Genomic DNA, 13,691 nt, shown 5'->3' on the forward strand with positions numbered 1-13,691 from the left:
CAATGATTAGAACGCTTGTCGTGCTGGTGCTGCTCGGTGTGTTTGTGAGCGGGTGCGCTAGCGGTGAAGGCGGGCGTCGGACCCTGGAGCAGGCGCTGCATGCGCCCAAGGGCAGCGTGCCGGCCGCGGATGCCGCCAACGAGGCCGGCATCAAGCTCTTCTATAACCGCCAGTGGGACGAAGCCCGGACACAGTTCGAAGTAGCCATCAAGGCCCAGCCGATGCTGGCGCAGGCGCATTACAATCTTGGACTAGTCTTCGACGCGCAGCGCAAGGACAAGGAGGCGCGTAAGCATTTCATCGAAGCCGCCAACCTGGCCCCTGGCGATAAGGATATCTGGAACTCGCCGGCGTTGCGCAGCCACGGCAGCTTCTATATCCCAGAAAAAGCCGGGTCGATTTTCTCTGACCCGAAACAGCATCACTGAGCATGCCCGGTCGCAAGCAGGCCCGCTCCTCTGCGATCCCGCCCAGGGAATTCGAGCGGCTGGTCAAGCGGGCGGTTGCGTCCCTGCCTTCTGCCTATCGCCAATATCTGGACAATATCGCCGTGGTCGTTGAGGCGGAACCCTCCCGTAAGGTGCTGGACGACATGGAGCTAGCGTCTGAGGACGATCTACTTGGGCTATACACCGGTATGGCTGAAGGCAAAGAGTCGTTTTTCGATCCGGCTGGCCATCTGCCAGCCCAGGTCGTCATTTATCGGGGGCCGATTCTGCGCCTATGCCGAACGAAGAAGGACGTCATTCAGGAAGTGCAGGACACGGTCGCACATGAAATCGGCCACCATTTTGGTTTGGACGACGACGAGATGCCGTATTAGGAAAAGATGAAGTATGAATGACGAACGATGAAGGTTGGAGGCGCAACGGGAGGGGAATGATTTTCCCCACGCACATCATTCATCGTTCAGACTTTCGCGGTTGCTGCTGATAGCCCCATGCCACCATGAACGCTCCCAAGAAAATCATTGGTCCGCTCAGCAGCTGGCCCATGCTGAAGGGGCCGAGGATGTAGCCCAGGTGGTAATCCGGTTCGCGGAAGAATTCCACCACAAAGCGGCACAGACCGTAGCCAGCGATGAAGGCCCAGAAGATGGTGCCGGGCGGCGTTCGGCGCAGACTGATGAGCCAGAGCCCCCCGAACAGTAGCGCACCTTCTAGACCCGCCTCGTAGAGCTGTGACGGGTGACGGCAGAGACCACCACCTGCTGGAAAGTCCATGCACCAGTCGACGTCCGTGGCCCGTCCATAGAGCTCTCCGTTGATGAAGTTGCCGATGCGGCCTAGTCCCAGGCCGATGGGTGCGCTGAGGGCGGCCAGGTCACCGATAGGAAAGACCGGCTGCCCACGCCGACGGCAGAACCACACGATGGCGACGATTACGCCCAGCAGCCCGCCGTGGAATGACATGCCGCCTTCCCACACGGCGAAAATCTTCAGCGGGTTCTCTACGTAGAACCTGAAATTGTAAAACAGGGTGTAGCCAATTCGTCCACCAAGGAAGACACCGAAGGCAGCGTAGACGATCAGGTCGTAGATCTGATCCTTGGAGAGCGCGACCTGAGAGACGGTCGCGCGGTTGCGGATGAGGAAATAGGCGGCGGTCAGCCCCAGTAGGTACATGAGTCCGTACCAGCGGAAGGCCAGTGGACCCAGGCGGAAAAAGACCGGATCGATAGCGGGGTAGGGAATAGCGTTGAACATCGAGAGCGTGATCACAATGGGCGGCATAGTACGGTGAGGGCCATTGGTTTGGCAAGCATGCAAAAGGGAGCGTTCTCAGCAGTCACTGTGCAGTCTCTAGCGTCAGCAGCTGACGACCGAGTCCTGAACACTAAAGATATCTGCGTGACGACTGCCCGCTGCCTGAAACAGCGCGTGGGACTCTGTTGTAAAGGCTGAACATGGCCGTTTACCTCTGCCCAGTCAGAAGGGGGCTGTGTAACTTCTTGGTTTTTTGCTCTGGCCTAGCCGGCCTGTGCGGGGCACAGATTTCGCGCGATCGTTTGTTTGGAGACAGCGGTAGCGGAAGTAGCAGTAATTTTATCCGGTGGTGCGCATCCAATAAGACGACACGGAGCTGCTGGCGTAACAAGTGCTGACAGGCAGTCTTCTATGTCGGACTGAAGACGTGAAGGAGTATCGTCGGTTGACCGCTGACGAAGCGGTTCTCTTAGAAAATTCAGCTCAATGCACGGCCTGTCCCAATTCCGGCACTGGCCGTACGCGTTCTTGTTGACCCCCTTTAAAGCCGGGTGTAAAGTCGCAAGCGGCTGAAGCAGGTTCAGGCTGCGGTTGATGTTGAGCAAAAAGCTTGGTCCTGGCAGATGACCTGAGCCTGCGTCTTGGCCTGGCATCGTTCGCCGGAGTGGCGGAACTGGCAGACGCAAGGGACTTAAAATCCCTCCCTCCGTAAGGAGGCTCCCGGTTCGATCCCGGGCTCCGGCACCAGCCTCCGCCTGCCTCAGCCGGCATCTCAGCAGGCTTCGGCTGGCAAGGCTCTAATTGGGAAACTCCGGGAGGGAGTGTTCTCCGCTCGTATCAATTTTGATCGAGCGCTACTAAGCGAGCCGCCCACACGATGCGTGGGTTTGAGGGGTGACCGATGAAAAAAACCACCAGATCCCACCCCGCACCCATTCTTTCCTCCCGTTCAAAGGTTAAACCCACGGAGAAGCCGCTCGCGCTTACAAACGAGATGCGTGCGCGCATCGCGCTGAAAGCCTACGAGCTCTACGAGCGGCGTGGTCATGGGGGGCGTGAACTGGACGACTGGCTTGAAGCAGAGCAGATCGTCATGGCGGAACTCCGGCAGGTGGGGACATAACAATGCGCTTGCGCCAGCCTCGCCTCTTCATGCTTCTCGGTTCCGGCTACGCCTTCCTGGCCGTCGCCTTCGGCGCCTTCGGCTCCCATTCGCTGAAAGCCATCCTTGAACCGAACATGCTGGCCGTCTTCGAAACCGGCGTGCGGTATCAGATGTACCATGCGCTGGGGCTGTTGTTCGTCGGATGGGCGTCCCGGCAGTTTCCCGCAGCCTCCTTCCACGTCGCCGGCTGGCTGTTCACCGCTGGTATCGTGCTGTTCTCTGGCAGTCTTTATCTGTTGACGCTTTTCGGTGCGCGTTGGCTGGGCGCGGTTACGCCGCTGGGCGGGGTCTGCTTTCTACTTGGATGGGGTGTTGTGGCCTGGCAGGCGTGGAAACAACAATGAACGATGAAGTTCGAACGCGGAACGAGGGGTTCAGTGTATTAATCAGACGGCATCATTTTATATTTACTTCATCCCACTGCACGGCGTGACGAGTTTGCCGGTGATGGCGCCCCAGTCGCCAGCGGTGTTTTTGAACGTCCCCTCCAAGCGACGATCCTCGCCTGACAGCAGCAGGCTGTCTTCCTGAAATCCTCGCTGAAAATCCCAGCGTAGATAGACGGCATCGCCCATCACGATCATCTGCGATGGCTGGGGAAACTCCGGCGGCGCCTGCGCACCGGGCGGCAGCAGTACGATAGCTGTTTTCTGTTCCTGGTGGCTCCTGTGATTATGGATGGTCCAGTTCCAGGTGCCGCAGAGACGGGTGGTAGCCGATTGTCCTTTGAGCGAATCTTCGTTAAGCGGGGCGGGCGGGGGCGTTCCGTCGGCGCCCGCAGACGCCGGTATGAAAGTCAGCATGAATGCGAGAGGCAATCTGAGCGCACGGGGAATCATTTGGTCGCTGCTTGCAGATCGGCCTTAAACGCCTCCGCGAAGAAGGCGGCCGTCCGTTCCCAGGCTTCCTGCGCGGCGTCGGCGCGGTAGGCGTCCTTGCGGGTTTCGTTGCAGAAGGCGTGCGGGGCGCCTGCATAGGTGTGGATCGTGACGCGCTTGCCTAGTTTCTGCGCGGTTTGCTGAAACTGTTCGATGACGTCCTCCGTTACGGCGTCATCGGCGCCCGCCCAGTGGTAGAGCAGCGGACAGTGCATGTCCTTCAAAAAGTCGAAGGGTGGCGTGAGTTGTCCGTAGAAGGACACCGCCCCCCGTAGGCGTTTGCGCTGGCCAGCGAATTTAAGCGCGAGTGTACCACCCATGCCGAAGCCGACCGCACCGTGTACGTTGCGCCTGGCGTAGTCGAGCGTGTTGAGAAATTCGCAGCATTGGTTAATGTCTTGCAAGAGGTCCGCCTCCTTCGCGCGACCCATCAGGGTGGCGGCGATTTCAGCATTGGCAGTGACCATGCCGCCCTGGCGCGTGTACAGATTCGGCAGAATCACCGTGTAGCCTTCGCAGGACAGGCGGTTGGTCAGTTCCTTGATCTGGACGTTCAGCCCCCAGGATTCGTGCAAGACAACAAGGCCGGGATAGCTGTCTTTCGTCTGGGGCCAGAATTGAATGGCCTCTACCTGCGCCGTTTTCGGCATGCGGGTCAGAAAGTAGGGATCGACCGCCTTGTCCGTGATGGTGGGGATTGCCCCTACGCTTGGGAAACGGGCGGTGCCGGTGCCGATCTGTGGCAACGAGAAGGGGGTGGTTCGATTAGGCATAAGGGCGATGGGGCGTTCTTTGAATGAGCTCTGGGCGGGGCGTACTATACCGACCGCCTGAAAAGGTTGTCAAACGACTGCGCGCAAAAGGCTTGCCCACCGTGATCTTGATCAGGCTGTAAGCGGGGGTCGCCCTAAGCCCCTTTGGGCTGAAGGATGCAGTCGGAAGGCTGAACAGAGAGTGAACGAATTCTACAGTTTCTCCTCATCCATTGGTCCTTCATAATTCATCGGGCATCTTTTGTTTCTTCCCTGGCATTTCCTTCCGGTGAGCCGCCGCCGCATCGTGGATGCTCTGGCCTTTGCCAGCGTAGACGGCGCGGGCCTCAGTGAAGATACGTGCGAGCAGGGTGAAGTCACTTTGGCCTACGTTGTACGCGCGGAATCCTTCGACGATGCCCGGGTGTGTCCAGATCGGCCGGGCAGCGGCATAGTCTACCACGGCTTCCAATGTCTCCGACGTCCAGCCATTGCTGCGGAAGGTTGCAATGACTGTCGGAGCAGCCTCACCGAATTTAGCGGTGAGGGCCTTCTGAAACAGCGCACGGATGGCCGGGTGTTCGCTTTTCACAAGGGCGGACTGAAATTGAATGAGTGCCTTGATGATCCGGTTGGCATCCGGACTTTTCTCTGCCGGCAGGACCCCCGCATCTTCAAAGGTCGCCAGCAGGGTCATCACGGCGCCGACCTGCGACGAGGGCGTGCGCTTGCCGCCTGGCGTGGCAACGGGTTGAGAGAATACAGGGGTTGCGAGCAGGCATCCGACAGAGAGGAGCAGCGCAACGCCCATGGTTTGTTTCGCCACCTGCTTAGTCCATGCGTTGAGGGTTGGGAATGTCCTTGAACACGTGCTGGAGTAATTGGCGTCCGGCCTCGAAGCGAGCCGGCAGTGTTGGAGAAGTCAGGAACCGATCCGCCAAATCGCCGAACGCAGCATCGCGCGACGCGGCGAATCGTGGGAGATCCACTGGCGCGGTGATCCAGAGACCGCGTACTCTGAAGAAGGCCTGCAGCAATTCCTCGAAGAAGAGCGACAGAATGTAGGCTGACGTAGCCGGTTGTGCAGCTAAATCCTCCGCCTTCCCGAGTAGGTGCTGGCAGTCAGCCTTGAGGCGGATCTGCTCGGCCATGCCGGACTGCGGCGGGCCGAGGCGGAACCGCTGCTGCGCCTTATCTGCCAGCTTGGTGCCAAGCGCTTCGTGCTCAAACAAGACGCGGGCCTTGCGGAAGAGCGGCGCCAGGCGCGGGGAGTGCGGCAGGTCCTCCTTGACGGCTTGGGCGCTCCAGTACTGGATGTCGACGAGCCGGTCGGCGATGCGGAAGACTTCGCGGCCCTCGTCGTGCCCCTTGACCAGCACGATGAAGTTCAAATCGCTGTGAGCGGTAAGCGCGCGCCGCGCCGCGGAGCCCACGAGCAGCACGGCCGCCAGATCGCCGCCACGTTTGCCTTTCACGTAGCTCAGCCCATGCGCGATGATCTTGTCGGTGCCGGGTGGTTCCGGCGTCGGTGGCAACTCCGGTGGTTCCGGCACCGGCAGGAGTTCCGCGTTGAGTTCGTCACGGGAGGGAAGCGCCTCCGGATCAGACACGTCACTCATAATCCGGTCGCCTTCTTGATCTGGCTGTCCAACGTTGTCAGCCATTGGTCAAACGGTGCGGCGGCGTCCACGACGATTTCCAGTTTGCCGTTCGGCAGCGTGCGCACGACACCGGGAACCTCAGGCGTGAGGGGAATCTCCACCCGCTCGCGGTTCAACCCTAACTGATCTGTCAGTTCGAGAATTTGGCTAATCTGTTTGAACGAGACGGCCTGCAACATGATGACACGTTGTACCGTGTTTGCCGCTACCGTGACAAGACGCGGGCAAAAATTCCTCCAGCTTTCTCGATGTCGTCTGCGGATAGATCGAGGTGCGTGACAGCGCGATAGGTGCGGCCGCCCACCGCATTGACCGCGATACCTTCGGCTTTCAGCGCGGCGACGAGTTCCGCGGGTGTGTGGCTGGTGGCCACGTCGAAGAACACTATGTTCGTTTGGACGGTTTTGACGTCAATCGTGACGGTCGGAATCTGCGCGAGCAGCGTCGCCAGCCGCTTTGCGTTGTCGTGGTCATCCTTGAGTCGACTGATATTGTGCTCCAGCGCATAGAGGCCGGCAGCGGCCAGGATGCCGGCCTGCCGCATGCTGCCGCCATACATTCGGCGGAAGCGGCGCAGCCGGTCGATCATGTCGCGATCGTTCGTGGCCAGCAGTGAGCCCGCCGGCGCGCCCAGGCCCTTCGACAGGCAGAACGAAACGGTCGTGCAATGCTTGGCATATTCCGTGGTCGACGTGCCCGTGGCCACGACGGCGTTAAAGAGCCGCGCCCCGTCCATGTGTAGGGGGAGGCCGCGCTGCCGAGCGATAGCGCCAATGCGCTCGACGGTCACGAGCGGGTAGACCGCGCCGCCGCCGCTGTTGTGAGTGTTTTCGAGACAGATGAGCGCTGTCTGGATCGTGTGGGCGTCTTTGGGGCGGATCGCTGCCTCGACCTGCTCGGGGGCCAGGATGCCTCGCGTCCCCGCCACCCAGTGGAACTGCACGCCGGCCAGCGCGCCGCCCGCGCCCTGCTCGTAGCGCACCATGTGGGCCTGGCTGTCGACGATCACTTCCTGGCCGGGCTGGGTCTGCGCCCGCAGGGCGAGCTGGTTGGCCATCGTGCCTGAGGGCACGAACAGCGCAACCGCCTTGCCAACGAGGGCCGCACCCACTTCCTGTAAGCGGTTGACCGTCGGGTCCTCCCCGTAGACGTCGTCGCCCACCTCGGCTATGGCCATAGCCTGCCGCATAGCTTGCGAGGGCTTTGTGACGGTATCGCTGCGCAGATCGATCATAGGACGTATCCGGCGGATCGGCTCAGGGGTTATCCATGGCGGTCCGGCTCTCGAACTTGACGCACTGCCGATTCAGGACCGGATAGATCGTGAAGATCGGGGTATTGAACGGGATGAACGCGGTGTCCGTCGCCGGCAGGAGCTGCAGGTGTAGGTTCACGTAATTGTAGCTGAGCCCCTCCTGCCAGGGCTTGCTGAAGTTCTCCACGTAGGCCTGCGTTTTGTCCGAGGCGTAGGTCCTGGTCATCAGGCCCGCGCCGCCCTGCAGCCCGTACTCATTCAAGTCCGGCGCCCCCTGGATCAGGACCGACACCGCAGCGGCATCAAACCAGACCTTAAACTTGCAGCTGACTTGCAGGTAGGTGCCCAGGGAGCCCGTATGCTCTAGGAAGCCCAGGGGCAGAGCGATCTCGGGCGGCGGGTCGTCCGGTCCCGCGGCCAGCGGGAGCCGGAGCTCCCGTTCTTTCACAGGTGAAAAAGAGATGAATCGTAAGTGGGGATCGTCCAGTGCGATGTCCTGGGCCGTCCCGTCGTGGTAGCTGCACAGCTTCCCCATCTCGTACCGGAGGGGAAAGGAGTAGCCCGGTTTTGCGTAGAAGATGCGCACGCCTGCGTCCAGTGGATCGTCCGGCTTCCGGCTGATCTTGAGATCAAAGGGCAGCATCATGTGAAAGGCGTTCGTGCGCGCGGCCATGAACGGTGCGCAGGCGCCCTCGAACTCCTTGTGCAAGGTCGAATTGTCTGGCTCGAAGTTTTTCGGGATCGCGCCGAAGTGCTGCGCCAGCTTGGCCTCCTTGGGGATCCTGAACTTGTTCTGGTAGTACTCGCCGGCCCGCCGTTGCGCGATGCTGAGAAAGTAGTCGGGGAGGTCTGTTTCCACGATGATCCGCTGCTTGTCCAGCGCGACCGTTCGCGGCACCTTGATGGCCTCGTTGTACAAAACCAGCTCCGCCGAGGTCTTCCGGATGTCCTGCGCTAGGAGTTGGGCGATCTCCGGATGCGTGAGGAGGGGGGGGGTGTTGGACAGTAGTGTTTGCGCCTTCTGCAGGCACTCGAGTTTCTGTGTGTAGCGCTTTGGCTCTGCCGCGAAGGCGCCTGCGATGGCCATGTAGAGGTTGAACTGCTCCTCCGGCAGCAGGCCCAGCTTGTCCAGGTCCTCTTCCTTGCTGAAGGCAAGGGCCAGCGGGCCGAAGGCCTCTTCCTTCCGGATACAAAGGGTGAGGAGGTAGTTGTAGTGGGTTCGGGCTTCCTGCGGTGTCATCCGGCGCATTCTAAGGGAAGTCCGTGCAAATGAACAAGCCGCTCATGGGCAATGGGCTTTTGACTCGCTTAGGAAACGGGTGCTATAGTCCGGCGCGACACAACACGTGCTTGAAAGTCTTCAAGTCTGAAAGTCATAAAGTCAAAGAACAACGGACCTTACGACTTTAGAGGCCTTGAGACATTCCCGGAGCAAAATTATGGTTGAAGTACCGGTTAAGATATATATACACAACATTGCGAAAAAGGCGAGGGAAGCTGTCAGGCCAATGGCCCTGCTGACGGCCCCAGTCAAAGACAAGGCGCTACGGGCCATGGCCGACAAACTGGCCGCCGCCGAGGAAGCCATCCTCGACGCTAATCGGGAAGACACGGAAACAGTCGGCAAGGCACTCCAGGCCGGCGATATGCGTAAGGATCTGGTGCGTGAAGCGGTGGACCGGCTGCGGCTGTCCTCCGATTCGATCAAGGAGATGGTTGAGGGGTTGCGCCGCGTGGCGGACCTGCCCGATCCGGTCGGTGAAGTCACCCGCATGTGGCAGCGGCCAAACGGGATGGAAGTCAGCCGGGTGCGGGTGCCGATCGGCGTGATCGGCATCGTATCTGAGTTAGACCCCAAGGTCATGGTCGAAGCCTTCGCCTTGTGCCTCAAATCCGGTAACGTGTGCATGTTCCGCAGCGCACCCGAATGGATCCGCACGAACATGGCGATTGTGCATGCCCTGCGCGATGCGGCAGAGGGCGCCGGCGTCCCGGCGGGCGCGCTGACCTTTGTTGAGCGGACGGAAAAGGAAGGGGCGCTGGAGCTGATGCGGCTGCACACGCTGCTCGATGCCTTCATTCCGCGCGGCGGCCCTGGTCTGCGCAAGACGGCACTCGACCAGGTACGCGTGCCGGTGCTCTGCCACGAAGGCGGTGTCAGCACCGTCTACGTGGATGTGGACGTGGATCTGCCGCTCGCGCAGAATCTGGTGATCAACGCCAAGTTGCAGCAGCCCTTGGCCTCGAACTCCGTGGATACGCTACTCGTGCAGCAAACAACCGCGCGGCCGCTGCTCCCCGCATTGATTCGACGCCTGATCGAAGAATTCAAAGTGGACATCCACGGCTGTCCCAAGACCGTTGCCCTGATCGGCTCGCAGGCTATGACTGGCCACAAGTCGGTGGAGCCGGTGACGGAGGAGCATTGGAGCAAACAGTTCCAGGCCAAGGCGCTGGCAGTGAAGATGGTGGCAGACGTGGACGAGGCACTCGCACATATTGCGCGCTACGGGCCCGCCCATACATGCAGCATCGCCACACGCGACTACGCAACGGCCATGCGCTTCGCGCGCGAGGTGGATGCGGCGGCGGTACTGATCAATGCCTCCACGCGCCACCACGACGGGGAGGAGTTTGGCTTTGGCGGGCAGATGGGCATCGCCACGGGGCGCGTCCATGCGCGCGGCCCTATCGGCCTCAACGAGCTCACCTGCGAAAAGTACGTCGTCCTCGGCACGGGCCAGTTGCGCCAGCCGCATCCGGTACCGGACACCTACGAAGACGCGATCATGCTCCGGAAGGGCTTAGCGTAAGTTTCAATTCGCACTGTTCAATTATCGCTAAGTGATTTCTTCCGGCTATTCCTGGATTGTGCATTGAACAGTGGAACTTGAGCATTCAGTGACGTGAGGGTTCTCATTTGCCCGCCACGAAGGTCAATCCCGCCATTCACAGTCATTTGAAAGAGTGGGGCTTGCGCTGGTTTGAGACCGACGCGGATTACGACCGCTGGCAGCGCGAGACGCTGAAACAGGACGAACTCACGACACTACTTCGTCTCTCTGGGCAGCGGGGCGGCGGCGCCGATCCTGCCGCTGAGACCGCGTTCTACGATTACGCTTCGCAACCGCACATCCTGCCGGTTCTCTACAGTCAGCGCTACGACTATTATGCGACCATCGGCACCGCCGTAGCCGAACGGATTGGGGAGGCCCGCTCCGCACTGGATGCTGCCTGTGGGATCGGCGTACTAACGGCGTGGTATGCCCGGCAGTTCCCCAATTGTGTGTTCACCGGCGTAGATCGGTCGCCGGTTTCCATTGCAGTTGCGATGGAAAAAACGAAAGCGCTCGGTCTCTCCAATATTCGGTTCGAATGTCTGGATATGGACCAGATGATACCGCCCGGACCTTTTGATCTGGTAATTTCCACGCAGGCGCTTTTGCAGAACGAGCAGGACCCCGGTGTGCCGAGCGCAAGCTGGCGGATCTTCGAGCGGTCCACGGATGCAGGGGTACAAGCCGACATCGAGCGGCGCACCGGCCTCGGCAATCGGTTGGACCGTCTCGCGGCGGCGCTCGCGGAGGGCGGCCGCCTGATCGCCTGCGAGAAAACGCGGCATCTGGCCCGGCGTGTGCCATTTCAGCGGGCGCTGGCCGCGAGAGGGTTCATGATGCAGGAGACGCCACTGTCGATTCAGTACGCGGTGATCGAAGAAGTCACGGACGACGGTCCGCTTTATGTGCTGGGCCGTGGTGCATCGACTGTCGCTTGGGACGAGTCACCGGAGTTCGACGACCAGCCGCCATTTGATCCGGCTGCACTCAAAGGCCAGACGGCGCGGGATGATGAGCCGCTCTATGAAAATCACACGGCCTCAGCACAGCAGGCCTGGGAACGTTTGTCGAATCGCCGTATCCTCAAGGAGCAGACAGGCGCGCAGGCTGGGGGGCGGCAGATGCACGTGGAATTAGGTGAGTCGAATGACCTGAACTATCTCTATTGTGCCAATACCTTCGATCAGCGCCAACTCGTCATTGTGGACCGTTCGCGGCAGCCCATGCTCGCGCAGTATTACGATGAAGTCGTACAGAGTATGGACGCCGCTCCGCACACTTGATCTTGTGGCGGCGCAAGATTTGTTCCCTCTGTCTTTGCAACCAGAATTACGAGCGGAGGACGTTTTCGCGGTCGCCGATCAAATCGAACCGAATGCTGGCAACAAAGTGGAGCAGGGGATCGAGGCCTCGCCAAAGTAAGTAATTCCCTTGTTCTAACGGGCAGTTGTAAATTCCGCCGTGCTTGACCTATCTCTCGCGCAGGCCCTACAATGAAAATAGTTTTTAAAAAGGTTTAGGCCGGGGTCACTCATGCGCATCGAGTATTCTAAAGGCGAAAAAGCCAGTCTCGAGCTGATTCAGCTTCATCGTAAAACATCGGACGCCCAGAGTGGGCGAAAGATGAAGGTCCTGCTGATCTTCCCGCCCGACTGGTATCCCTCCGAGCCCTATCTGAGTCTGCCATCCCTCACTGCGGTCCTGCGCCAGGCTGGCCACACAGTCGTGCAAAAAGACATCAATCTGGAGATGTGGGACTGGTACTTCAGCGAGGATTTTCTGAAGCGGGTCCTCAAGAAAGTCCCACAGCAATTGGACCGCCTACGCAAGCTGGCGAAGAAGCGCGATCTGGAGCCGGCCGAGGCGGAGTTGCAGCTGGCGCTCTGCGAAATCACCCGCCAGCGGATCGATGAACTGGCGAAGAAGGCCGAGGAAGCTAAGCGCATCGTCCGGGGGCAGGAGTTTTACGACATCGACCGGCTCGAGTGGGCGATGCATGTATTCCGTGAGGTCACGTCGGTGATCTCGATGGTCTACGCGCCCGCGCGCATTTGCCTGCCGCCGATGGAGACGAACCTGTCGTACAAGGTCTATGTCTCCGCCGAGATTATGGAGGCGGTGCAGGACGAACAGGTCAATATCTACCGCGACGTATTCAACCATCTCGTGAGGCCGGTGATCGAAGCGGAGAAGCCGGACGTCATTGGCATCTCGGTCGTCCTTCAGCAGCAACTCTTTTCCACAATGACTTTCTGTGCCCTCATCAAGGAACAGTTTCCACACATTCATGTCACGATTGGAGGCAATACGGTCACGCGCCTGCGCGACGCACTGCCCCAGTCGCCGCTGTTCCAGTATTTCGACAGCGCTGTGGTCTATGAAGGGGAAACGGCTTTTGTGCAACTGGTGTCGGCTGTAGGGGCCAGGCGCAGCCTCGCCGAGGTTCCCAATGCTATTTATAAGGACACGTTCGGCGTGCATGAATCCGCCATGAGCTACGCGGAGGACATGCACGCGCTGCCACCGCCGGATTTCGACGGCCTGCCGCTGGAGAAGTATTTCGTGCCGGTCCGGACGCTCCCGTATCTCGCCACGCGCGGCTGCTACTGGGGCCGCTGCGAGTTCTGCGACCACGGCGAGGGTTACACGGCGGGCTACCGGTCGAAGAAGATTCAGGACGTGCTAAGCGAAATCAAGCACCTGCGTGACAAGTACGGGTGCCGTCATTTTCACTTCACCGATGAGTCCTATCCGCCGGCACTGTTTCGCAAGCTGGGGCGCGGCTTAGTTGAAAGCAAGATGAACATCTACTGGACGACGCACATGCGCTTTGAGAAGAGTCTGCTGGAGGATCAGGTCTGGCAGGATGCGAAGGAGTCAGGCTGCCGCTATCTCCACTTTGGCTACGAGTCGGGCGTCGAGCGGGTGCTTCACCTAATGGACAAGGCGACGACGACCGAGGTGATGACAAAGCACCTTAAGTACACGGCTGACGCGGGTATCTGGAACCACTGCATGGGCTTCTTCGGATTTCCCGGCGAGACGAAGGAAGAGGCGTGGCAGTCAGTACAATTCCTTGAGCAGAACAAGAACCATGTGCATTCACTGGGGTTCGGCACCTTCGATCTGGGCCGGCACAATCCAGTGGCGAAGCATCCGGAGAAATGGGGTGTGACGGCTTACAAGAATCCGCAGTGGGATCTTGCGCTTGATTATTACTACACAGTCAGGAACGGTATGAGCATCGAAGAAGCTGAGCGCGTGTTCGAACAATTCGAGCAGAATCATCATGCTGGCTGGGACTTGCGACTGTATATTCGGGAGTACATTTTTCTCTACATCTGCAAGTTTGGACTCGCCAAACTCCCGGATCTGCAATACAACGCGACGAAAATTGCAGGACCTACGCCGACGCTTGCAGGGAAGATGTAACAACC

Annotated in this window: 15 protein-coding genes and 1 tRNA gene; 8 read left to right on the top strand and 8 right to left on the bottom strand. The window is 59.8% G+C overall.

Annotation, left to right across the window (positions count from 1 at the left end; genetic code table 11):
• Nucleotides 1-2: 2 nt before the first annotated feature.
• Both FJ248_02265 and FJ248_02270 read left to right on the top strand, forming a co-directional pair.
• Complete coding sequence (locus FJ248_02265) at nucleotides 3-428, top strand: tetratricopeptide repeat protein (protein ID MBM4119712.1); 426 nt, start codon at nucleotides 3-5, stop codon at nucleotides 426-428.
• A 2-nt stretch (nucleotides 429-430) separates the two neighbouring features.
• Entirely contained in the window at nucleotides 431-823 is a 393-nt protein-coding gene (locus FJ248_02270) for a metallopeptidase family protein (GenBank protein MBM4119713.1), read from the top strand.
• Between the two features lie 79 nt (nucleotides 824-902).
• On the opposite strand, the gene FJ248_02275 is transcribed toward FJ248_02270, so the two are convergent.
• Nucleotides 903-1,694, bottom strand: a complete 792-nt coding sequence (locus FJ248_02275) for a prolipoprotein diacylglyceryl transferase (GenBank protein ID MBM4119714.1) — start codon at nucleotides 1,692-1,694, stop codon at nucleotides 903-905.
• 670 nt (nucleotides 1,695-2,364) lie between these two features.
• Between FJ248_02275 and FJ248_02280 the strand changes: the two genes are divergently transcribed.
• From FJ248_02280 to FJ248_02290, 3 genes are all read left to right on the top strand, one after another.
• A tRNA-Leu gene (locus FJ248_02280) sits at nucleotides 2,365-2,453 on the top strand.
• Between the two features lie 154 nt (nucleotides 2,454-2,607).
• Nucleotides 2,608-2,829, top strand: coding sequence for a DUF2934 domain-containing protein (locus FJ248_02285; GenBank protein MBM4119715.1), 222 nt, complete (start codon nucleotides 2,608-2,610; stop codon nucleotides 2,827-2,829).
• Between the two features lie 2 nt (nucleotides 2,830-2,831).
• Nucleotides 2,832-3,215 carry a DUF423 domain-containing protein gene (locus FJ248_02290; protein MBM4119716.1) on the top strand — a complete coding sequence of 128 codons (384 nt, stop codon included), beginning with the start codon at nucleotides 2,832-2,834 and terminating at the stop codon, nucleotides 3,213-3,215.
• Between the two features lie 63 nt (nucleotides 3,216-3,278).
• Here the strand turns inward: FJ248_02290 and FJ248_02295 are convergent, their stop codons facing one another.
• The 7 genes from FJ248_02295 to FJ248_02325 all read right to left on the bottom strand — a co-directional run bounded on the left by FJ248_02295 (nucleotide 3,279) and on the right by FJ248_02325 (nucleotide 8,657).
• Nucleotides 3,279-3,674, bottom strand: coding sequence for a hypothetical protein (locus FJ248_02295; protein MBM4119717.1), 396 nt, complete (start codon nucleotides 3,672-3,674; stop codon nucleotides 3,279-3,281).
• A gap of 32 nt (nucleotides 3,675-3,706) precedes the next feature.
• A complete protein-coding gene (locus tag FJ248_02300) occupies nucleotides 3,707-4,522 on the bottom strand; it encodes a dienelactone hydrolase family protein (GenBank protein MBM4119718.1) in 816 nt (271 codons plus the stop codon).
• 220 nt (nucleotides 4,523-4,742) lie between these two features.
• Entirely contained in the window at nucleotides 4,743-5,327 is a 585-nt protein-coding gene (locus FJ248_02305) for a hypothetical protein (protein ID MBM4119719.1), read from the bottom strand.
• A 4-nt stretch (nucleotides 5,328-5,331) separates the two neighbouring features.
• Nucleotides 5,332-6,120, bottom strand: a complete 789-nt coding sequence (locus tag FJ248_02310; protein ID MBM4119720.1) for a hypothetical protein — start codon at nucleotides 6,118-6,120, stop codon at nucleotides 5,332-5,334.
• On the bottom strand, nucleotides 6,117-6,341 hold the full coding sequence (locus FJ248_02315; protein MBM4119721.1) for a hypothetical protein: 225 nt from the start codon (nucleotides 6,339-6,341) through the stop codon (nucleotides 6,117-6,119). Before FJ248_02315 ends, FJ248_02310 begins: the two co-directional genes overlap by 4 nt.
• A gap of 26 nt (nucleotides 6,342-6,367) precedes the next feature.
• Nucleotides 6,368-7,396: a low-specificity L-threonine aldolase gene (gene ltaE, locus FJ248_02320; protein ID MBM4119722.1), complete on the bottom strand. Its 1,029-nt coding sequence runs from the start codon at nucleotides 7,394-7,396 to the stop codon at nucleotides 6,368-6,370.
• A 22-nt stretch (nucleotides 7,397-7,418) separates the two neighbouring features.
• Nucleotides 7,419-8,657 (bottom strand): hypothetical protein, encoded by a 1,239-nt coding sequence (locus FJ248_02325; protein MBM4119723.1) that lies wholly within the window; start codon nucleotides 8,655-8,657, stop codon nucleotides 7,419-7,421.
• Between the two features lie 199 nt (nucleotides 8,658-8,856).
• Here FJ248_02325 and FJ248_02330 point away from each other — a divergent pair, with 199 nt between their 5' ends.
• The 3 genes from FJ248_02330 to FJ248_02340 all read left to right on the top strand — a co-directional run bounded on the left by FJ248_02330 (nucleotide 8,857) and on the right by FJ248_02340 (nucleotide 13,686).
• A complete protein-coding gene (locus FJ248_02330; GenBank protein ID MBM4119724.1) occupies nucleotides 8,857-10,230 on the top strand; it encodes a glutamate-5-semialdehyde dehydrogenase in 1,374 nt (457 codons plus the stop codon).
• 107 nt (nucleotides 10,231-10,337) lie between these two features.
• Nucleotides 10,338-11,537: a class I SAM-dependent methyltransferase gene (locus FJ248_02335; GenBank protein MBM4119725.1), complete on the top strand. Its 1,200-nt coding sequence runs from the start codon at nucleotides 10,338-10,340 to the stop codon at nucleotides 11,535-11,537.
• A 250-nt stretch (nucleotides 11,538-11,787) separates the two neighbouring features.
• Nucleotides 11,788-13,686, top strand: a complete 1,899-nt coding sequence (locus FJ248_02340; GenBank protein MBM4119726.1) for a radical SAM protein — start codon at nucleotides 11,788-11,790, stop codon at nucleotides 13,684-13,686.
• Nucleotides 13,687-13,691 lie beyond the last annotated feature (5 nt).

Origin of the sequence: Nitrospira sp. (genome assembly GCA_016873435.1) — a bacterium.
Lineage (GTDB): Bacteria > Nitrospirota > Nitrospiria > Nitrospirales > Nitrospiraceae > VGXF01.